Origin of the sequence: Stutzerimonas stutzeri, from assembly GCF_000590475.1 — a bacterium.
GTDB classification, from domain to species: Bacteria; Pseudomonadota; Gammaproteobacteria; order Pseudomonadales; family Pseudomonadaceae; genus Stutzerimonas; species Stutzerimonas stutzeri_D.
The window spans coordinates 1333670-1354098 of record NZ_CP007441.1 but is presented as its reverse complement, the minus strand read 5'-3'; the positions used below and the strand labels follow the sequence as shown (position 1 = coordinate 1354098).

The window sequence follows — 20429 nt, the reverse complement described above, 5'->3', positions numbered from 1 at the left end:
CTCTTGAAAGATAGCGCTGGGGCAATGTGCCCCAGATCATTAAAAGGTTTGACCCAGTGAGAACTGGAATACTTGGGTATCGGCATCGTCTGGCTTCATGACCGGCATAGCCAGGCTGAAACTCAACGGACCCATTGCCGTGATCCACGTCAGACCGACACCGACCGAGCTGGCCACGTTGCCAAGGTCGATATCGCTGCAATTATCCGATCCCGACGGGCAATTGGTGTCGTATACGTTGCCCACGTCCCAGAATACGGAAGTACGCAACGAGCGCTGATCCTTGACGAACGGCATCGGGAATAACACTTCCATACCACCCTGGATCAACACGTTACCACCATATGGCAGTGGATCCTGGTCCGGATCTACCACCGTTCCCGGATTGCTGCCATCGCTCGGCGTACTACGCGGCCCAAGACTGCTGTCCTCGAAGCCCCGCACCGAGTTGAACCCCCCAGCATAGTAGTGCTCATAAAATGGCAGACGCGAGGTCGACCCGTAAGCATCGCCGTAACCCAGCTGAGTATGAAGCCGCATCGTATAAGTCTGAGTCAAAGGTACGAATAGCTGAGCATTGTAATCGAGCTTGTAAAACGACAGATCACTGCCAGGAATTGTGGTTTCTAGCGAAAGACTTTGCGAATGACCCCGTGTTGCCAGAACGCCTCGGTTAAGCGTGGATTCAGACCAACCCACAGAGGCTTTGAAGTTAAGATAGCTGTCTCCTTCCTCTTCGATGAAATTGAAGATCTCATCGACCGTATAGAGACCACTATCGATGGTGTCCTGCTGCGCGGACAGACCAAAAGATAGCCGTGACGTCTCGCTGATCGGGTAGCCAATGTTTACGCCACCACCCAGGCTGTCGACCGAGTAGCTGGACACGTCGTAATCCAACTCGTCGTAATCAGTGGTGCGATAGAACGCGTTGTAGCCAAGGCTGACGCCATCTTCGGTCCAGTAGGGATCGACGAAGCCAAAGTTGTAGCGCGACTGGTACTCGCTGCGAGTCAGACCCAGGCTGACGCGGTTACCCGTACCCAGGAAGTTGTTCTGACTGATCGAACCACCAAGAATCAGGCCGGCATTCTGGGCGAAACCGATGCTCGCCATGATCGAACCAGAGGGCTGCTCTTCGACACTGTAATTTACATCGATCTGATCATCGGTGCCGGGCACCTGCGGGGTCTCGACGTTCACTTCCTTGAAGAAGCCCAGGCGCTCGAGACGCGTCTTGGATTGGTCGATCAGGTAGGTCGATGCCCAGCCTCCCTCCATCTGGCGCATCTCGCGACGCAACACTTCGTCTTCTGTCTTAGTGTTCCCGCGGAAGTTGATGCGATTGACATAGGCTCGCTTGCCCGGATCGACCACAAAGGTGATCGCGACAGTGTTGTCTTCGTCGTTGGTTTCCGGCACGCCGTTGACGTTAGCGAAAGTGTATCCCTCGTTACCCAGACGCCTTGTGATCAGCTCTGAAGTGGTGGTCATGACCTTGCGCGAAAAAACCTGACCTTGCTTAGCCAACAGCAGCGATTGCAGCTCTTCCTGCGGCACTTTCAGGTCGCCGCTCAGCTTGACGTCGCTGACGGTGTAACGATCGCCTTCGGCAATATTGACCGTGATGTAGACGTCTTTTTTATCCGGCGTGATGGAGACCTGAGTGGAGGTGATATCCATGTTGATGTAGCCGCGATCCAAGTAATAGGAACGCAGGCGCTCAAGATCACCAGACAGCTTTTCCCGAGCGTATTTGTCGTCGTTACGGAAGAACGACAGCCAGTTACTGGTCTTCAGTTCGAATAGATCGGTGAGATCTTCGTCTGGAAAAACCGAGTTGCCGACGACATTGATGTGCTTGATCGCAGCAACCGAACCTTCATTGATATTGATCTTCAGCGCAACGCGGTTACGTGGCTGTGGGACCACTTCGGTCTCGATGGTGGCCGAGTAACGGCCTTGCGCGACGTACTGGCGCTGCAATTCGTTGCGCACGCCTTCGAGCGTGGCACGCTGGAAGATCTCGCCCTCGGCCAGGCCCGACTGCTGTAAACCGGAAAGGAGATCTTCGGACTTGATCGCCTTGTTGCCATCGATCTCGATGCCAGAAATCGATGGACGTTCGACCACATTGATTACCAGCACATCGCCTTCACGCCCGAGCTGGATGTCCTCGAAAAAGCCGGTGCGAAAGAGCGCACGGGTTGCGTCTACCAGACGACTGTCATCGGCAGCCTGCCCGACGTTCAACGGCAAGGCGCCAAAGACACTGCCCGCGGAGACACGCTGCAGGCCATTGACACGTATATCGGAGATGGTGAAGGACTCGGCGTGAACTTCGGCAATCATCAGTGCGGAAATTACCGCAGGTAGCAGCAGACGTTTCATGAAGTCCTTTCTTTTCAAACCTGATAATTGAACCTGCGCTTAGCGCGGCGACATCAAGGTATATGGCGGTTAAAGGCGGCCAAGGTCGTTGACCAACGCAAGCAGCATCACCCCAACTACCAGGCTGATACCGATCTGTACTCCCCAGCCCTGGACTCTGTCCGACAAAGGACGTCCACGGACCCACTCGACCAGATAGAAGAGCAGATGCCCCCCATCCAGGACCGGGATAGGCAATAGATTGAGTACTCCAAGGCTAATGCTCAGATAGGCGAGGAAATTGAGAAAGTCGCCCACGCCGGACTGTGCAGAAGCGCCCGCCACTTTAGCAATGGTTATCGGACCGCTCAAGTTTTTTACCGAGAGCTCCCCGAAGACCATTTTCCTCAGCGAATCGAGCGTTAGGACGCTCATCGTCCAGGTACGGCGGAGCCCTTCACCCACCGCCTCGACTGGTCCATAGCTGACGTTTCGAAGCATATCTGCAGGCCATTCGCCAGCTGAAACTCCTGCCCCCAGATAGCCCCGACGGCTATCGCCTTCGCCGCGTTCAGCCAGCGTCAGGGGCAGCTCGATCAGCTGTCCATCACGCTCGACCTCCAATTGCACAGACCGACCAGCCAAGGGCCGGACACGATCGACGACTTGCTGCCACTCGTTCAACGGCTCGCCGTCAAGGCTGATCAAACGATCACCAAGACGCACGCCCGCAACCTGAGCAGGACCGTCAGGGTCCAGCTGTGCAACCACCGGGGCGATCTCCGGTCGCCAGGGCCGGATGCCCAGCGAACCGATCGGATCAGGCTCCTCGACGCCTTTGAGCCAATCGTTAAGTTCCAACTGCAACCGCTGCGTCTGATCACCGTCGGTACGCACCAGAATCTCGAGCGAGCCGCTTTCGCCAAGCCGCCTGATCAATTGGAGATTGACCTCCGCCCAGCCAGAGGTCGGTTTGCCATTGATCCCAACGATTTCCTGCCCGGCCATGAGCCCGGCACGCTCGGCGAGACTGTCCGCTACGACGGCGCCAACGACAGGACGAATCTGCTCGGTGCCGAGCATCGCCAGCGCCCAGAAAAACACTATGGCAAGCAGAAAGTTGGCCAAGGGTCCGGCCGACACAATGGCGAAGCGCTGTTTCACTGTCTTGCGGTTGAAAGCCTGATCCAACAGCGCTGGCGGGACGTCGGCCTCTCGCTCATCTAGCATCTTCACGTAGCCACCCAGCGGGATCGCCGCCAGGACGAACTCGGTGCCCTGACGGTCATGCCAGCGCAACAGCGGGCGGCCGAAGCCTACCGAGAATCGCAGAACTTTAACGCCGCAACGACGCGCGACCCAAAAATGTCCGTACTCGTGAAAGGTTACCAACACACCCAGCGCCACCAAGGTGCCAACGATCATGTACAGCGCGCCCATATTTTCCTCTGCCTCGAAAGGCTTGTTCAGCGGCCGCCGATTTCGGCGAAAGCTATCAACCGCTTATCGACTGCGACTATGCAACCAATGCGAAGCCAATGTGCGAGCCCGCGCATCGGCAGCAAGCACATCCGCCAGGCAGCGAGCCGGACTCGATGCTTCCAGATCGAGAACGTCCTCGATAATACTCGCGATCTCTGTGAAGCGAATGCGACCGTTGAGAAACGCGTCCACCGCCACCTCGTTCGCAGCGTTGAGCATTGCCGGCGCTGTCCCGCCGTCCTGAGCTGCCTGCCGGGCAATACGCAGACAGGGAAACCTTTGCTGGTCGGGCGCTTCAAAATCCAGACGGCCAGTCTGCAGCAGATCCAGTGCCGATACGCCGGAATCGATTCGCTCCGGCCAAGCCAGCGCATGAGCGATCGGAGTGCGCATATCCGGGTTACCCAGCTGCGCCAGCACCGAGCCATCTACGTAGTCGACCATCGAGTGAATAACGCTTTGCGGATGAATGACCACCTCGACCTGATCGGGACGTGCATTGAACAGCCAGCACGCCTCAATTAGCTCGAGCCCCTTGTTCATCATGCTGGCCGAATCCACGGAGATTTTGCGTCCCATGGACCAGTTCGGGTGCGCGCATGCCTGATCCGCGGAAACCGCGGACAGCTGCTCCAGCGGCAACTGACGGAACGGCCCGCCGGATGCGGTAAGCAAAATCCGCCTCACCCCGACGCTGCCGAGCCCTTGCGAATAGTTGCCCGGCAGGCATTGAAATATGGCGTTGTGCTCACTGTCGATGGGTAGCAACACCGCCTCGCTGTCGCGCAACGCCTGCATGAACAGTGCGCCGGACATGACCAGCGCCTCCTTGTTCGCCAACAACACCCGCTTGTCGGCCTGGACCGCCGCCAGCGTGGGACGTAAGCCCGCAGCACCGACAATCGCCGCCATTACCACATCCACTTCGGGATGTGCCGCGACCTCGCTCAGCCCACCCTCGCCTACCAGCACACGAGTCTTGATCCCATCGGATTCGAGCTGGGCCTGTAGTGCCCGAGCCTTATCGCTACCATCAACTACGGCATATCGTGGTCGGTGTATACGGCACAAACTGCGCAACTCGGCGATACGACTGAACGCCGTGAGGGCAAAGGCCTGGTAGCGCCCGGGATGACGAGCGATGACATCCAGCGTGCTCAGGCCAATCGAACCGGTTGCACCAAGGACAGTGATCTGCAAGGGCCCGTTCACCACGCGCCCCAGCCAGCCAGCCATAGCAGAACGGTGAAAACCGGCACCGCAGCGGTTAGGCTGTCGATACGGTCCATCACACCGCCATGCCCCGGTAACAACTGACTACTGTCCTTGATACCCGAACTGCGCTTGAACATGCTTTCGGTCAGATCACCCACGACCGAAATCACGACGACCAGGGCAGCACCGAGCAGGGCCAACACCAGCTCTCGCGGTGACCATCCCCGATAAAGTCCAACGCCGAGCGTAATCAGCAGGCTGGTGATGAGCCCACCGATCAGGCCTTCCCAGCTCTTGCCCGGACTGACCTGAGGCGCCAGTTTACGACGCCCCAGAGCTTTGCCGGAAAAATAGGCCCCAATATCGGCGGCCCAGACCAGGACCATCACTGCCACGATCAGCCAGTTGCCTTGCGGCCACTGCTTGAGCTGCACCAATGCCTGCCACGCCGGCAACAAAATCAATAAGCCGATCACCAGGCTACCCACGCGACCACCCCAATGGCGCTGGCTACCTGGGTAACCGAGCACCAGGGCCGTTGCAGCCAGCCACCAAACCACACTGAGCGGGAGCAGCCAGGCGGCAGCCGCCTGCAATCGATACAGCAAGATCAACAGCAGCGCGACGACTACGGCATAGCCAATCCGTGCAACCTGACTGGCATATCCCGCCAAGCGCGCCCACTCCCAGCCACCCAGCACCACCACAACACCAATGAACAAGGCGAATGCGAGCCCTTCGAGCAGGAAGAAACCGATCAGTGCGATCGGTAGCAAGACAGCTGCGGTAATGACGCGTTGCTTCAGCATTCTGCTCGGACCTCCGTCTCAACCTGATCACCGGTCTTACCGAAACGCCGCTGGCGCTTGGCGAAATCGGCCAGTGCGGAGCGCATGGCATCGTGTTTGAAATCCGGCCAGAACAGATCGGAAAAATACAACTCGGCGTAAGCCAGTTGCCACAGTAGGAAATTGCTGATGCGGCGCTCGCCACCGGTGCGAATGCAAAGATCAGGTAACGGCATATCACCGGTGGCGAGATAGCTCTGGAAAAGAGCCGGCGAGACGTCGCTAGGATCGAGGCGCCCCGCCTGCGCTTCACGAGCCATTCGCTGGGCGGCCTGGAGAATATCCCATTGGCCACCATAGTTGGCGGCCACCTGAAGCACGAAACGTCCAGGGCCGGCGGTCATTTCTTCGGCTTCGAGCATTGCGGTCTGCAGCTCGGGATGGAAGCGCGAGCGATCACCAATGATCCGCAAACTGATGCCGTTTTCATTGAGCTTGCGCGCCTCGCGGCGCAACGCGGTCAGAAACAGCTCCATCAGCGCACCGACCTCCTCGGCCGGCCGCTGCCAGTTCTCGCTGGAGAAGGCGAACAACGTCAGTACCTCGACACCCGCTTCGGCGCACACTTCGATGACGGCTCGCACCGCATCGACACCCGCCTTGTGCCCGGCCACGCCCGGCAAAAGACGCCGTTTTGCCCAGCGATTGTTGCCATCCATGATGACTGCGACATGACGGGGTACATTCCGCCCGGCAATCTGCCTGACCTTTTCCATGAAACGACTCTACCTGCGCTCAATCACGCTGCGAACAATGGGAGAAATTACCCGCGGCAATTTCCGGGGATACGACTGGTTAGCCCCTCGCGCCTCGATCCCGACCGGGTTGGCGCGCTCCGACGTGAGCAGTACGGACGAAGTCCGGTACAGCACCATCAAACAGCCATCAGGTCGTTTTCCTTGCCTTCAAGCGCCTTGTCGATTTCCGCAACATACTTGTCGGTCAGCTTTTGAACGTCGTCTTGGCCTCGGCGTTCCTCGTCTTCACTGATTTCCTTCTCCTTCACCAGATCCTTGAGCTGGGCGATGGCATCACGGCGGATATTACGCACCGCGACACGAGCATTTTCGGCTTCCGAACGGGCCTGCTTGGTGTACCCCTTACGTGTCTCTTCGGTAAGCGCAGGCATTGGCACGCGGATGGTGGTGCCGGCCGTAGCCGGGTTCAAGCCCAGATCAGAAGTCATGATCGCTTTTTCAACAGCCTGAATCATGCCTCTATCAAAGACGGTAAGGGCCAGGGTGCGCGAGTCCTCTGCCGTAACGTTGGCAATTTGACGCAGAGGTGTATCACTGCCGTAATACGACACCATAACGCCGTCAAGAATGCTCGGATGAGCACGACCGGTACGAATCTTGGCGAACGCATGCCCTAGCGATTCCAGGGTCTTTTTCATACGTTCCTGAGCGTCTTGCTTGATCTCGTTGATCATTGGTTCTGTTCCTCGATCAGAGTTCCTTCAGCGCCGCCGAGCACGATATTGAGCAGGGCACCGGGCTTGTTCATGTTGAACACCCGCAGCGGCATGTTGTGGTCGCGGCACAGGCAGATGGCAGTCAGGTCCATGACGCCCAGCTTGCGATCGAGCACATCATCATAAGTCAATTGCTCGAATTTCTCGGCATTCGGATCCTTGAAAGGATCTGCGGTATACACACCATCAACTTTGGTGGCCTTGAGTACGACGTCAGCATGAATCTCGATGGCGCGCAGGCAAGCAGCCGAGTCAGTAGTGAAGAACGGATTGCCGGTGCCGGCCGAGAAAATCACCACTTCCCCGCTCTTGAGGTGACGCATCGCCTTACGACGGTCGTAATGATCAGTGACTCCGACCATGGAAATCGCCGACATGACCAGTGCAGGGATGTTCGAGCGCTCTAGCGCATCCCGCATGGCTAACGAGTTCATGACAGTCGCCAGCATGCCCATGTGGTCACCGGTGACCCGATCCATACCAGCTGCAGAAAGTGCTGCGCCGCGGAATAGGTTGCCTCCGCCGATGACCAGACCAACCTCTACGCCGATCCCAACCAATTGCCCAACTTCCAGCGCCATGCGATCGAGCACTTTGGGATCGATGCCGAAATCTTCCGAACCCATTAGGGCTTCGCCGCTTAATTTGAGCAGAATGCGTTTATAGCGAGGATTGCGTGCACTCATCTGCTGAGCCATTGGCGTTGTCTCTCCTGCGGCGTTTGTATGACCAAACTGACCCTACGGCCAGAAAATATCTGCGCTATGACAGCGCAGTCGCGAGTTGGTGCCAAGCGCTGACTATAGCGCGGCAAAAATACTTTTCTGCGCCCCAGTCCGACAAAGAGGCCGCGCGCGTAAGCGGGCAGCCTCTTCGAGGACAACAAGAGCGTCTTATTGCTTGGTTGCAGCGACCTGGGCGGCAACTTCCGCAGCGAAGTCTACTTCAGCACGCTCGATGCCTTCGCCTACTTCGTAGCGGACGAAGGAAACGATTTCTGCACCGGCTTTTTTCGCCAATTCGCCAACCTTGACGTCCGGATCCTTGACGAATGCCTGCTCAACCAAGCTGGCTTCAGCCAGGAACTTGCTGATACGACCGGCAACCATCTTCTCGACGATTTCGGCGGGCTTGCCCTTGATCTTGTCTTCGTTCAGAGCCAGAAAAATTTCTTTTTCCTTCGCAACGGCTTCCTCGGAAACCTGCGACGGATCCAGGAACTGAGGGTTGCTGGCGGCGACGTGCATGGCAATTTCTTTGGCCAGCTCGACGCTACCACCCTTGAGCGCTACCAGAACACCGATCCGGTGCCCGTGCAGATAGGAACCAACCAGGTCAGCTTCAACGGTGGTCAGGCGGCGAATATTGACGTTCTCGCCGCACTTGGCGACCAGCGCCTCGCGATCAGCTTCCTGAGCAGCGATCAGCGGAGCTGCATCGGTCATCTTCTCAGCAAATGCCTTCTCAACGCTGCTGCTGACGAAATTCTTGAAATCGTCCTGCAGGGCCAGGAAATCGGTCTGCGAGTTAACTTCGATGATTACGGCACGCTTGTTGTCATCGGCAACCTTGACGGCGATAGAGCCTTCAGCAGCGATATTGCCCGCTTTCTTGGCTGCCTTGATGGCGCCAGCAGCACGCATGTCGTCGATGGCTTTTTCGATATCGCCGCCAGCAGCGGTAAGTGCTTTTTTGCAATCCATCATGCCTTGGCCAGTGCGCTCGCGCAGTTCTTTAACCAGGGCTGCAGTGATCTCTGCCATGTTCGCAAATCCTCTCGATTCGATTTTCGATCATCGCCCATCAATCGGACGATCAATTCGGAAGTGGCAAAAAGGGGGCATAGCCCCCTTTCTGTTCAACGGGTATCAGCTAGGCGGCAGTTGCGCTCAGCCTTGAGCAGCCTCGGGAGCGGCTTCCTCGACGAACTCATCAGCGCCGCCGGCGCCATTCTGACGGCCACGCAGTACAGCGTCCGCCATGGAGCCCAGATACAGTTGCACGGCACGGATGGCATCATCATTACCGGGGATGATGTAGTCGACGCCTTCCGGGCTGCTATTGGTATCGACGATGCCGATCACCGGAATGCCCAGCTTGTTGGCTTCGGAGATCGCGATGCGCTCGTGGTCAACGTCAACAACGAACATCGCGTCCGGCAGGCCGCCCATGTCCTTGATACCACCCAGACTGCGATCCAGTTTTTCCAGATCACGGGTACGCATCAGGGCTTCTTTCTTGGTCAGCTTCTCGAAGGTACCGTCCTGGGACTGGGTTTCCAGCTCACGCAGGCGCTTGATCGAGGCGCGAATGGTCTTGTAGTTGGTCAGCATGCCGCCCAACCAGCGATGATCGACGTACGGGGAACCGCAACGAGCGGCCTCTTCGCGAACGATTTTGCCAGCGGAACGCTTGGTGCCGACGAACAGAATCTTGTTCTTGCCCGCAGCCAGCTTCTCAACGAAACGCAATGCGTCGTTGAACATCGGCAGGGTTTTTTCGAGGTTGATGATGTGAATCTTGTTACGCGCGCCAAAGATGTATTTATCCATCTTCGGGTTCCAGTAACGGGTCTGGTGGCCGAAGTGCACACCGGCCTTCAGCATATCGCGCATAGTGACTTGAGACATGGGACTTCCTCAGATAAGTCGGGTTAGGCCTCCACGCGTCCCGATATCCAACTCTTGCGAGCACCCAGGATACCGTGTCGACACGTGTGTGGGGTCAGGCTCGACGGGTACTTCCGCAGAGCGGCGCGTTTTATAGCATAAAGATGCACCCGAGGCTAGCGGCCATCCGATATTGAACACAGGCATCAGCGCAGACCAAAGCCGGTTCCCACGCGCTCGGCCCAGGGTTACCTGCAGGCCAAGGGCGCTTTGGTTTATCATTTGCCTCTTCTTTTTCCGCCTGCGCCTCTTGGCGCCAAGAGGGTTGCATGACCGTTTCCATCAAGACGCCTGAAGATATCGAGAAAATGCGCATTGCCGGTCGCCTGGCCGCCGAGGTGCTTGAAATGATCGGTGAGCATGTCAAGCCGGGCGTCACTACCGATGAACTCGACCGCCTCTGCCACGACCACATCGTCAACGTTCAGCAGGCCATACCGGCGCCGCTCAACTACAAGGGCTTCCCTAAGTCGATCTGCACCTCGATCAACCATGTGGTCTGCCATGGCATCCCCAACGACAAGCCTTTGAAGGATGGCGACATCCTCAATATCGACATCACTGTCATCAAGGATGGCTACCACGGCGATACCAGCAGGATGTTCATCGTCGGCAGGGCCCCGGAATGGGCTGAGCGCCTCTGTAAGGTGACTCAGGAATGCCTCTATAAAGGTATAGAGATCGTCCGCCCCGGCGCGCGCCTCGGTGACATTGGCGAAGTGATTCAGAAGCATGCCGAGAAGAACGGCTTTTCGGTCGTCCGTGAATACTGCGGGCACGGCATCGGCAAGGTCTTCCACGAGGAGCCTCAGGTGTTGCATTACGGCCGCGCCGGGACTGGCCTGGAGCTTAAGGAAGGGATGACCTTCACTATTGAGCCGATGATCAACCAGGGGCGCTCGGAGACCCGCCTGCTCGGGGACGGCTGGACGGCCATCACCAAGGATCGCAAGCTCTCCGCTCAGTGGGAGCACACCATTCTGGTCACCGCTGATGGTTATGAAATCTTTACCCTGCGCAGCGATGACAGCATCGCCCGCATGTCGGCCTGATCGCTGGTCGATTCGCAGTTTCACGAGGACGAAGGCATGCATCCGGTTGATCCAGAGCTATTCGATGGCGGTCAGTTCCAGGCAGAGCTGGCGCTCAAGGCAAGCCCCATCGCGGCCTTCAAGAAAGTCACTCGTAATGCCCGAGAGGTGCTCGATGCACGCTTTCTAGCGGGTCACGATATCCGTCGCCTGATCGAAGACCGCGCCTGGTTCGTCGACCAGATTCTGCGAGCCGCCTGGGGCCGTTTCGACTGGTGCGACGATGCTGATATCGCCCTGGTGGCCGTGGGCGGTTACGGCCGCGGCGAACTGCACCCCTATTCCGACATCGATCTGCTGATTTTGCTCGATAACGGCGATCACGAGAAATTTCGCGGCTCCATCGAAGGATTCCTGACACTGCTTTGGGATATCGGGCTGGAAGTTGGTCAGAGTGTGCGCTCGGTTCAGGAGTGCGCCGAAGAGGCGCGTGCGGACCTGACGGTTATTACCAACTTGATGGAAAGCCGCACGATTGCCGGTCCCGAGCGCCTGCGACAGAACATGCTGAAAGTCACCAGCCCATCCGAAATGTGGCCGAGCAAAGAATTCTTTCTCGCCAAGCGTAACGAGCAAGCAGCACGCCATTCCAAATACAACAACACCGAATACAACCTGGAGCCGAACGTCAAAGGTTCGCCCGGCGGGCTACGTGACATCCAGACGATCCTGTGGATTGCACGGCGACAGCTTGGCAGCCTGAATTTGAGCGCAATCCTCGACCAGGGCTTCCTGACTGAAAGCGAATACTCCCTGCTGGTCTCCAGCCAGGAATTCATCTGGCGTGTCCGTTACGGGCTGCACATGCTCGCCGGGCGCGCCGAGGATCGCCTGCTGTTCGACCACCAGCGCAGCCTGGCCGCCCTCCTCGGCTATGAAGACAACGACGCCAAGCTAGCAATTGAGCGCTTCATGCAGAAGTACTACCGCGTCGTCATGAGTATTTCCGAGCTCAGCGATCTGGTCGGTCAACATTTCGCAGAGGTCATTCTCTGGGAAGGAGACAGCGGTGATGCCGTGCCGCTCAATAGTCGCTTCCTGGTGCGCGACAGTTATCTCGAAGTGACCGATGATTCGGTGTTCAAGCGCAGACCCTTCGCAATTCTGGAGATCTTCGTACTATTGGCGCAACACCCTGAAATTCAAGGCGTCCGTGCCGAGACCATTCGTCTGCTGCGCGATCATCGCCACCTCATCGACGATGATTTCCGCAGCGACATTCGCAACACCAGCCTGTTCATCGAACTGTTCAAGTGCAAGGAAGGCATCCATCGCAATCTCCGGCGGATGAACCGCTATGGCATTCTGGGGCGCTATTTGCCCGAGTTCGGCCATATTGTCGGACAGATGCAGCATGACCTCTTCCATATCTATACCGTCGACGCCCACACGCTCAACGTCATCAAGTATCTGCGAAAACTGAGCAAACCCGGCGTCGCCGAGAAGTATCCACTGGCCAGTAAGCTGGTGGAGCGGCTGCCCAAGCCCGAGCTCATCTACATCGCGGGCCTCTATCACGATATCGCCAAGGGCCGGGGCGGGGATCATTCGGAGCTGGGCGCGGTGGACGCTCAGGAATTCTGCTTGCGCCACAAGCTTCCAGCATGGGATACGCGCTTGGTGGTTTGGCTGGTGGAAAATCACCTGGTGATGTCCACCACCGCGCAGCGCAAGGATCTCTCCGACCCGCAGGTAATCAACGATTTCGCCCAACAGGTCGGCGACGAGACTCACCTCGACTACCTGTACGTGCTGACAGTGGCGGATATCAACGCAACCAACCCGACCCTCTGGAATTCCTGGCGGGCCAGCCTGCTGCGCCAGCTGTACACCGAAACCAAACGGGCGCTCAGGCGCGGCCTGGAGAACCCGCTAGGGCGCGAGGAACAGATTCGTCAGACCCAGCGCGCCGCGCTCGACAATCTGGTGCGCAACGGCACCGATCCGGACGACGCCGAACAGCTCTGGTCGCAGCTGGGTGATGATTACTTCATGCGACACAGCTCCACCGACGTCGCCTGGCATACCGAAGCCATCATCGATCACCCGAGCGACGGTGGCCCGCTGGTGCTGATCAAGGAAACCACCCAGCGCGAATTCGAAGGCGGCACGCAGATTTTCATTTACGCGCCGGATCAGCATGACTTCTTCGCCGTGACCGTAGCAGCCATGGATCAGTTGAACCTGAACATTCATGACGCCCGGATCATCACGTCGAGCAGCCAATTCACGCTGGATACTTACATCGTTCTGGATGCCGACGGCACCCCCATCGGCAACGACCCCGAACGTACCGAGGAAATTCGCCAAGGCCTGATCGATGCGCTACGCAATCCGGACGACTACCTGACGATCATCCAGAAGCGGGTGCCGCGGCAGCTCAAGCATTTCGCGTTTCCGCCGCAGGTCACCATCCACAACGACATGCAGCGCCCGCAGACGATCATCGAAGTGGTCGCACCTGATCGCCCGGGTCTGCTGGCACGCATCGGCCAGCTGTTCCTGGATTTCGATCTGTCAGTGCAGAACGCCAAGATTGCGACGCTTGGCGAGCGCGTGGAAGACGTGTTCTTCGTCACCAATGCGGACAATCAACCGTTGTCGGATCCGCAGCTGTGCATTCAGCTGCAGCAGGCCATGATCCAGCAGCTGTCGCAGGACAACGAGCGCCAACCTTCGCCGAGCAGCATCGTTATCTGATATCACTCAGCCTCGGCGTCATGCGGGCAGGCCTGCCCGCATGGCAATTTCAATCCCAAGGCTTGCCGCGCGTCCTCGCGGTATACGGCAGCCTCTGCTGCATCGCCGCTTTGGCCAACACATGGGCGCTGACCGGCGCGGTCAGAAACAGAAACAGGGTAATCAGCATCTCGTGGAGGCTGAGGCCGTCACCCTGACTACTGAAAAAAATCATCGAGGCTATCACGATGCCGCCCACCCCCATGGTGCTTGCCTTGGTAGGCCCGTGAAGCCGCGTGAAGAAATCAGGCAGGCGATACAAACCGATCGCGCCGACCAACGCAAAAACACTACCCACGATCAGAAAGGCACTCACCAACACTTCAATCCAGAATGGCATGCTGACTCCTCAGTCGATGATCTCACCGTGCAGAAGGTGCTTACCCACCGCAACGGTACTGACGAAGCCCATCACTGCGATCAGCAAGGCGGCCTCGAAGAACAGATCCGAAGCCAGCCAGATACCGAACAGCACGATCAGCGCAAGTGCATTGATATACAGCGTGTCGAGGGCCAACACCCGGTCAGGCATGTCCGGCCCTTGGACCAATCGCATCACATTGAGCACCGCCGCAAGCCCGATGATCGCCATGCACAGCGGAATCACGTACGTGAGCATTCGAATATCTCCAGCAACGGTGTTTCGTAACGGTTTTTCACCTCGGCGACCAGCGCCTCGATATCGGGAGCATCCAGCGCGTGAATCAGCAGAATCTTGTGATCGGGCCGCAACGCCGCTGATACGGTACCAGGCGTGAGCGAAATGATGCTTGTCAACATGGCAAGGACAAAGGGATGTTCGATCATCATCGGCACTTCGACGAAAGCAGGCTGCAGGTTCCCCCTGGGCCCAAGTACCAACTTGGCGACATGAAGGTTGGCGAGGACGATGTCGTAGAACACTTTGACGCAGAACAGACAGAGCTTCAGCGGACGCCGAACCGCCGGCAGGTCGACCAGGAAACCTTGCACCAGCAACGGAATCGCCCAGCCGAGCAACAGCCCGAGCAACAGATGTCCAGCGCTCAAGGTGTTGTTGAGCATCAGCCAGAGCATGGCCAGCAACAGGCTCAGTGCCGGTTTGGGTAGCATGCGGGATCTCACAGCTCACCCCCTGGAATGATTTGCAGATAGGGCGCGAGATCGAACAGCTGCGCTGCGGTTGCCTGGGCGTATGCCTGGATCGGCTGTGCCGCCACGACCAGCAGCACACTGCCCATCAATAAACCGAAGGTCGCGGCGAGACGTACCGTGTCAGCCGGCTTCCCCACGCTGACCGCATTGCTCGGACGCCAGAACACCATACTGCCCGCCCGGCTCAGCGCAATCACCATTCCCAAACCCCCGACCAAAATCACGGGCCAGAGTATCGACGCGTCAATTCCGGGAGAGACAGCCCGCAGCAACATCAACTTGCCCAGAAAGCCGGAAAAAGGAGGCAGCCCCGCAATGGAAATCGCGCCGGCAAAGAACAGCGTGCCCAGCATCAGTGGCTGCTTCAATGCCGGTGCCGAGATCAGCTCGGATGCCGTATCGCCGCGCTGTCGGGCGATGATATCCGCCAACAGGAACAGACCGCCTGATACCAGGGTGCTATGCACCAGGTAGTAAAGCGCCGCCCCTAGCCCCGCCACCGTCCCCAGCGCAACGCCGGCCAGCAACGTGCCCACCGAAACCACCACCAGATAGGACAGCAGGATCTGCAGATTGCGTGCAGCCAACGCGCCCAGCACGCCCCCGACAAGGGTCAGCATCGATAGCGGCCACAACCAATCGAGCACCATGTTGCTGAGTACGCCTGCTTCGCTACCGAAAATCAGCGTGAATACTCGCACGATGGCATAGAGGCCTAGCTTAGTCATGATCGCGAACAGCGCCGCGACCGGCGCGGTCGCCGAGGCGTAGGCCCGTGGCAACCAGAAGTACAGCGGCAGGATGGCCGCCTTCAAGGCGAACACCACCAGCAACAGGTAACCCGCTGCAGCCAGTAGCGGCGCCTCCGCCGGGTCGGCGGCAGCCACTCGCCCCGCCAGGTCCGCCATGTTCAGGGTCCCGGTGAGCCCGTAGAGCATGCTGACGCCAATCAGGAACAATGACGACCCCAGCAGATTCAGCACGACGTAGTGGATGCCAGCCTGCACCCGTTTCGCACCATGACCGTGCAGCAACAACGCGTAGGAGGAAATCAGCAGAATCTCAAAGAACACGAAGAGATTGAACAGGTCACCGGTTAGAAAAGCACCGTTGATACCCGCTAGCTGAAACTGAAACAACGCATGGAAATTCGGACCACGCTCGTCGTCTCCGCGCGCGGCGTAGAGCACCGAAAAGCCCGCAAGCACGGCGGTGACCAGCAGCATCAGCGCGCTCAGCCGATCAAGCAGCAGCATGATGCCGAACGGTGGCTGCCAGTCGCCGAGTCGATATACCGAGAGCACGCCGGAGTCCGCCTGCAATAGCAGCCAAAGCGTCAGCGGGACCAGCAGCCAGGTGGCTACAACCGACACCAGACGCTTGAACGGCGCACCCTGCCGATGGGCCAGGAGCAGAACGCAACCGGTCAATAAGGGCAACAGTATCGGAAGGATCATGAGGTGATTCATTCCCGCGGCTCCCGACCGTCAACATGATCGGTACGCAATTCGCCCAGGCCGCGAAGCGCCAGTACCACAACGAATGCAGTCATGGCGAAGCCAATGACAATGGCGGTCAGCACCAGCGCCTGCGGCAGCGGATCTCCATGCTCGGCGCTCTTCCCGATAATCGCCGGAACTCCGGTCGCGAGGCGCCCCATGGCAAAGATGAACAGATTCACCGCGTAGGAAATCAGTGTCAGCCCCATCACCACCGGAAATATCCGAGCACGCAACAGCAAATAGACACCGCTGGTCATCATCACGCCGAGCGTTAACGCGAAGACAAACTCCATCAAAGCACCTCCTTGCACGACTCGTCCTGGCTGACATGTCCCATGTTTGAAAGGATCAGCAGAGTGGCGCCCACCACGGTCAGATACACGCCGAGGTCGAAAATCATCGCGGTAGCCAGCTCGAAATCACCAACCAGCGGAAGGTGGAAATGACCGAAGGCGGACGTCAGAAATGGCCGACCGAACAGCCAGCTGCCCAGCCCGGTGAGGCCCGCAATCAGCACGCCGGCCCCGGCCACGCTGTGATAACTGAATGGCTGGCGCTTCTGCGCCCAAACAACGCCATGCGAGATGTATTGCAAGATCAGCGCGACCGCGGTGATTAACCCGGCAATGAAGCCGCCGCCGGGCAAGTTGTGGCCTCGCACGAAGATAAATACCGAAACCAGCAGCGCCATCGGCAGGAGCACGCGCGACAGCGTGTCCAGCACCATGGGATGCCGGTCCGTCGACCACAGTCGGCCGCCATAATCGCGTATCGGATGCGGCAGACGCAGCCCGTGCAGCAGGCCGTAGATGCCAACCGCAGCAATGGCCAGCACGGCAATTTCACCGAGCGTATCGAAGCCACGGAAATCCACCAGAATCACGTTGACCACGTTGGCTCCGCCTCCGCCGGTCACGCTGTTTTCGAGGAAGAACGAGGCAATGCTGTCGTAGGGGCGCGTCAGCACCGCATAGGCGAGCAGAGCAACCATGGTGCCGAAGGTTGCGGCGAGGACCAGGTCGCGGAAACTGCGCAGGCTGCTCGACTCGACCGGTGTCCGGTCAGGCATGAAGAACAGCGCCAGAATCAGCAAAATGATGGTCACCACCTCTACCGATATCTGCGTCAACGCCAGATCGGGCGCAGAATAGCGAGCGAACACAAGGGCAACCATCAATCCGACGACACTCAGCACCATCAACGCCATCAGACGCCTGCGGTGGAACACGACAGTCATTACCGAAGCCAAGCCAAGGATCACCAGCCCGAGCACGGTGATGCCGTCCAGCGGCGTCATCGGCACAGGGCCGCGCAACGACCGTAGGGGTGTCAGCGCATACACAACCACCAGCAATGAGCTGAACAGCATGAGGGCCAGGTAACGCTGCAGAGAGCCATTTTCCATGCGCTCGGTCACCCAGCGCGCCGTTCCGGCAATGTCGCTGACCACGCGAGCGAAGACTTGCAGAGAATCGACCCGCGGCAGCCCTTCGTACCAGCGAAACGCCCATTTACGCATCGAATAGATAAGCAGGCCGCCTCCCAGGGCGACGAGGCTCATCGCAAAGGGCAAGTTGAAGCCATGCCAAATCGCCAGACTGTACTCGGGCACATCACCGCCCAAACTACCGGCAACGGCGGCAGCCAACAGCGGAGCCACGGTATAGGCGGGCAACATGCCCACCAGCAGGCAGAGCAACACCAGGATTTCGACCGGGATTTTCATGTACCGCGCCGGCTCGTGCGGTGGATATTTCGGCAGGTCGATCGGTTCGCCGTTAAAAAAGACGTCATGCACGAAGCGCAGCGAGTAGGCGACCGAAAAGGCACTCGCCAACGTCGCCAGGGCCGGAATCGTCCAGTAGAAGCTCCCTAACAGATGCTGATCGAGGGTCTCGGCAAAGAACATCTCTTTGCTAAGAAAACCGTTGAGCAGCGGCACTCCGGCCATCGCCAGCGACGCCACCATTGCCAATGCCGCCGTGTGCGGCATGTACTTCAGCATGCCGTTGATGCGCCTCATGTCACGCGTCCCAGTCTCATGATCAATGATCCCAGCGGCCATGAACAACGAAGCCTTGAAAGTTGCGTGATTGATAATGTGAAAGATGGCAGCCACCGGTCCCAGCCGCGAATCGAGGCCGAACAGCAGCGTGATCAATCCCAGGTGGCTGATGGTTGAGTAGGCCAGTAATCCCTTGAGATCGTGTTGAAACAGCGCCAGCACCGCGCCGATCAGCAGGGTTGCCAACCCCGTCAGACTGACCAGATAAAACCACCACTCCGAATCCGAAAGCGCCGGATACAACCGCGCCAGTAGAAACACGCCAGCCTTGACCATGGTCGCCGAGTGCAGAAATGCCGATACCGGGGTCGGCGCCGCCATCGCCTGCGGCAACCAGAAATGAAACGGAAACTGTGCCGACTTGGTGAATACGCCGAGCAAAATCAGGATCAATGTCAGCGGATACAGTGTGCTGGCTCGGATCAGGTCACCGGATGCGAGCACCGCAGTCAGCTCGTAACTGCCAACGATATGTCCAATCAGCAAAATGCCCGCCAGCAGCGCGAGCCCGCCGCCGCCTGTTACAGCCAGAGCCATACGCGCACCCTGTCGCGCATCGGAGCGATGATTCCAGAAGCCGATCAGCAGAAACGAAGAGAGGCTGGTCAATTCCCAGAACATCAGCATCAGCAGCAAATTTTCCGCCAGCACCACACCGAGCATGGCGCCCATGAACAGCAGGAAAAAGCTGAAGAAGCGCCCCATCGGCTCGCTTTTTGAGAGGTAGTAGCGCGCGTACAGGATGACCAGCAGACCGATCCCGAGAATCAGCAATGCGAACAGAAAGCCCAGGCCATCGAGCCTGAGGCTGAGGTTCAACCCCAGTTCGGGGAGCCAAGGCACGGTCAGTACTTGCGTTTCACCGCCAAACACGGCGGCGCGCTTGGATAACAACAGCGCCAGCGCGAGCAAAGGGGCCAGCCCCGCGCCGAACGCACAGGCGGATCGACCAAAACGCTCGAAGACCAGCGGCAGGCAAATTCCTAGAAATGGCAAAGCGATTATCAGCGCAAGCGCCATGAGCAAAAACCCCTTGAGCCGCGCGTCCGCGCGGCGGTTATATCCTTTGGTCGACCGGATCTCAGCCCGAGGAGGCATGGCGGTGTGCGCCGATTATCCATACCGATAGCAGCAGCGTCATGAATTCATGTATTTCGAAAAACAAAAGGCGCAGCCCAACGACCGTAACAGACGGTATTCAGGCTACGCCCATAGCACTACGCAGAGGTGCGACCCGCTCCCTGCGTTTGCTTACGGTAACAATTACATATACCTGCAAAATCCCGTGTCACAGGGATTATCGCGCGCCTTTGGAGGCGAGCGGCATCAAGGAGCAATACGACTAGTGCCGTCGACAGTCATGATGCGTACGCGCTGACCGACCCGGAAGACCTGGTTCGGCTCGACCTCTTGAACGTAGGCACGCATGTTGCCATCGTCTTCTCGCACAGTAATTTCCACGCCCTGTGCACGCGTGATGCCTTCCTCCGCTGCCGAGCCGAGCAAGCCACCGGCAACCGCGCCAATCACGGCTGCGACCGCGCTACCGCGGCCACCGCCAACGCCGCTACCGGCAATGCCGCCGACCACCGCACCGGCACCTGTGCCAATCGGTGTTTTTGTGCCTTCGAGCTTGACCGGGCGTAGCGATTCGATGGTTCCGTAACGGACGGTCTGCACCGTTCGCGCCTCGTCACGGGAATAGGAATCCCCGGTGAGGCTGGATGTACAGCCGCCGACGGCCAACGCCATAGCGGTAAAGGAAGCAACGAAAAATGAGTTGCGCATGATGTACTCTCCTGGGAAACGGATATCATCCCGACCACGCTGAACAGGCGCC

Annotated in this window: 18 protein-coding genes; 2 read left to right on the top strand and 16 right to left on the bottom strand. The window is 58.4% G+C overall.

Going from position 1 to position 20429, the window contains the following annotated elements:
- Positions 1–39: 39 nt before the first annotated feature.
- The 9 genes from bamA to rpsB form a co-directional block, all read right to left on the bottom strand.
- Entirely contained in the window at positions 40–2391 is a 2352-nt protein-coding gene (gene bamA, locus CH92_RS06260) for an outer membrane protein assembly factor BamA (RefSeq protein WP_025240925.1), read from the bottom strand.
- A gap of 69 nt (positions 2392–2460) precedes the next feature.
- A complete protein-coding gene (rseP, locus tag CH92_RS06255) occupies positions 2461–3810 on the bottom strand; it encodes an RIP metalloprotease RseP (RefSeq protein WP_025240924.1) in 1350 nt (449 codons plus the stop codon).
- Between the two features lie 63 nt (positions 3811–3873).
- The gene (gene ispC / locus CH92_RS06250) at positions 3874–5088 is read right to left on the bottom strand and encodes a 1-deoxy-D-xylulose-5-phosphate reductoisomerase (RefSeq protein WP_051517550.1); all 1215 of its coding nucleotides are present in this window, start codon (positions 5086–5088) and stop codon (positions 3874–3876) included.
- Positions 5061–5876 (bottom strand): phosphatidate cytidylyltransferase, encoded by an 816-nt coding sequence (locus CH92_RS06245; protein WP_025240922.1) that lies wholly within the window; start codon positions 5874–5876, stop codon positions 5061–5063. Before CH92_RS06245 ends, ispC begins: the two co-directional genes overlap by 28 nt.
- Complete coding sequence (gene uppS / locus CH92_RS06240; RefSeq protein WP_025240921.1) at positions 5870–6631, bottom strand: polyprenyl diphosphate synthase; 762 nt, start codon at positions 6629–6631, stop codon at positions 5870–5872. The genes CH92_RS06245 and uppS overlap by 7 nt, the downstream gene beginning before the upstream one ends.
- Positions 6632–6789: 158 nt before the next feature.
- Positions 6790–7347 (bottom strand): ribosome recycling factor, encoded by a 558-nt coding sequence (frr, locus tag CH92_RS06235; RefSeq protein ID WP_025240920.1) that lies wholly within the window; start codon positions 7345–7347, stop codon positions 6790–6792.
- Entirely contained in the window at positions 7344–8087 is a 744-nt protein-coding gene (gene pyrH, locus CH92_RS06230; protein WP_019342381.1) for a UMP kinase, read from the bottom strand. The genes frr and pyrH overlap by 4 nt, the downstream gene beginning before the upstream one ends.
- Before the next feature lie 195 nt (positions 8088–8282).
- Complete coding sequence (tsf, locus tag CH92_RS06225; protein WP_025240919.1) at positions 8283–9152, bottom strand: translation elongation factor Ts; 870 nt, start codon at positions 9150–9152, stop codon at positions 8283–8285.
- A gap of 126 nt (positions 9153–9278) precedes the next feature.
- Positions 9279–10019: a 30S ribosomal protein S2 gene (gene rpsB / locus CH92_RS06220; RefSeq protein WP_025240918.1), complete on the bottom strand. Its 741-nt coding sequence runs from the start codon at positions 10017–10019 to the stop codon at positions 9279–9281.
- Between the two features lie 308 nt (positions 10020–10327).
- Here rpsB and map point away from each other — a divergent pair, with 308 nt between their 5' ends.
- Both map and CH92_RS06210 read left to right on the top strand, forming a co-directional pair.
- Positions 10328–11110: a type I methionyl aminopeptidase gene (map, locus tag CH92_RS06215; RefSeq protein ID WP_025240917.1), complete on the top strand. Its 783-nt coding sequence runs from the start codon at positions 10328–10330 to the stop codon at positions 11108–11110.
- Between the two features lie 36 nt (positions 11111–11146).
- Positions 11147–13849, top strand: coding sequence for a [protein-PII] uridylyltransferase (locus CH92_RS06210; RefSeq protein WP_025240916.1), 2703 nt, complete (start codon positions 11147–11149; stop codon positions 13847–13849).
- Positions 13850–13898: 49 nt separating this feature from the next.
- On the opposite strand, the gene CH92_RS06205 is transcribed toward CH92_RS06210, so the two are convergent.
- The 7 genes from CH92_RS06205 to CH92_RS06175 all read right to left on the bottom strand — a co-directional run bounded on the left by CH92_RS06205 (position 13899) and on the right by CH92_RS06175 (position 20377).
- Positions 13899–14228, bottom strand: a complete 330-nt coding sequence (locus tag CH92_RS06205) for a Na+/H+ antiporter subunit G (RefSeq protein ID WP_025240915.1) — start codon at positions 14226–14228, stop codon at positions 13899–13901.
- Positions 14229–14237: 9 nt separating this feature from the next.
- Complete coding sequence (locus CH92_RS06200; protein WP_025240914.1) at positions 14238–14507, bottom strand: K+/H+ antiporter subunit F; 270 nt, start codon at positions 14505–14507, stop codon at positions 14238–14240.
- Complete coding sequence (locus tag CH92_RS06195) at positions 14492–14992, bottom strand: Na+/H+ antiporter subunit E (protein ID WP_025240913.1); 501 nt, start codon at positions 14990–14992, stop codon at positions 14492–14494. Before CH92_RS06195 ends, CH92_RS06200 begins: the two co-directional genes overlap by 16 nt.
- On the bottom strand, positions 14989–16491 hold the full coding sequence (locus CH92_RS06190) for a monovalent cation/H+ antiporter subunit D (RefSeq protein ID WP_025240912.1): 1503 nt from the start codon (positions 16489–16491) through the stop codon (positions 14989–14991). Before CH92_RS06190 ends, CH92_RS06195 begins: the two co-directional genes overlap by 4 nt.
- Entirely contained in the window at positions 16488–16817 is a 330-nt protein-coding gene (locus tag CH92_RS06185) for a Na+/H+ antiporter subunit C (RefSeq protein WP_025240911.1), read from the bottom strand. The genes CH92_RS06190 and CH92_RS06185 overlap by 4 nt, the downstream gene beginning before the upstream one ends.
- Positions 16817–19609 carry a monovalent cation/H+ antiporter subunit A gene (locus tag CH92_RS06180; protein ID WP_025240910.1) on the bottom strand — a complete coding sequence of 931 codons (2793 nt, stop codon included), beginning with the start codon at positions 19607–19609 and terminating at the stop codon, positions 16817–16819. The genes CH92_RS06185 and CH92_RS06180 overlap by 1 nt, the downstream gene beginning before the upstream one ends.
- Before the next feature lie 306 nt (positions 19610–19915).
- Positions 19916–20377, bottom strand: a complete 462-nt coding sequence (locus CH92_RS06175) for a glycine zipper 2TM domain-containing protein (RefSeq protein WP_025240909.1) — start codon at positions 20375–20377, stop codon at positions 19916–19918.
- Between the last annotated feature and the right edge of the window lie 52 nt (positions 20378–20429).

Excerpts from the sequence above, each read along its gene's own strand:
- frr (WP_025240920.1), bottom strand. The coding sequence starts at position 7,347 with ATGATCAACGAGATCAAGCAAGACGCTCAGGAACGTATGAAAAAGACC.
- CH92_RS06185 (WP_025240911.1), bottom strand. The coding sequence starts at position 16,817 with ATGGAGTTTGTCTTCGCGTTAACGCTCGGCGTGATGATGACCAGCGGT.
- CH92_RS06210 (WP_025240916.1), top strand. The coding sequence starts at position 11,147 with ATGCATCCGGTTGATCCAGAGCTATTCGATGGCGGTCAGTTCCAGGCA.
- pyrH (WP_019342381.1), bottom strand. The coding sequence starts at position 8,087 with ATGGCTCAGCAGATGAGTGCACGCAATCCTCGCTATAAACGCATTCTG.
- rpsB (WP_025240918.1), bottom strand. The coding sequence starts at position 10,019 with ATGTCTCAAGTCACTATGCGCGATATGCTGAAGGCCGGTGTGCACTTC.
- uppS (WP_025240921.1), bottom strand. The coding sequence starts at position 6,631 with ATGGAAAAGGTCAGGCAGATTGCCGGGCGGAATGTACCCCGTCATGTC.
- bamA (WP_025240925.1), bottom strand. The coding sequence starts at position 2,391 with ATGAAACGTCTGCTGCTACCTGCGGTAATTTCCGCACTGATGATTGCC.
- CH92_RS06200 (WP_025240914.1), bottom strand. The coding sequence starts at position 14,507 with ATGCTCACGTACGTGATTCCGCTGTGCATGGCGATCATCGGGCTTGCG.
- ispC (WP_051517550.1), bottom strand. The coding sequence starts at position 5,088 with ATGGCTGGCTGGCTGGGGCGCGTGGTGAACGGGCCCTTGCAGATCACT.
- CH92_RS06180 (WP_025240910.1), bottom strand. The coding sequence starts at position 19,609 with ATGGCGCTTGCGCTGATAATCGCTTTGCCATTTCTAGGAATTTGCCTG.
- CH92_RS06175 (WP_025240909.1), bottom strand. The coding sequence starts at position 20,377 with ATGCGCAACTCATTTTTCGTTGCTTCCTTTACCGCTATGGCGTTGGCC.
- tsf (WP_025240919.1), bottom strand. The coding sequence starts at position 9,152 with ATGGCAGAGATCACTGCAGCCCTGGTTAAAGAACTGCGCGAGCGCACT.
- map (WP_025240917.1), top strand. The coding sequence starts at position 10,328 with ATGACCGTTTCCATCAAGACGCCTGAAGATATCGAGAAAATGCGCATT.
- CH92_RS06190 (WP_025240912.1), bottom strand. The coding sequence starts at position 16,491 with ATGAATCACCTCATGATCCTTCCGATACTGTTGCCCTTATTGACCGGT.
- CH92_RS06205 (WP_025240915.1), bottom strand. The coding sequence starts at position 14,228 with ATGCCATTCTGGATTGAAGTGTTGGTGAGTGCCTTTCTGATCGTGGGT.
- CH92_RS06245 (WP_025240922.1), bottom strand. The coding sequence starts at position 5,876 with ATGCTGAAGCAACGCGTCATTACCGCAGCTGTCTTGCTACCGATCGCA.
- rseP (WP_025240924.1), bottom strand. The coding sequence starts at position 3,810 with ATGGGCGCGCTGTACATGATCGTTGGCACCTTGGTGGCGCTGGGTGTG.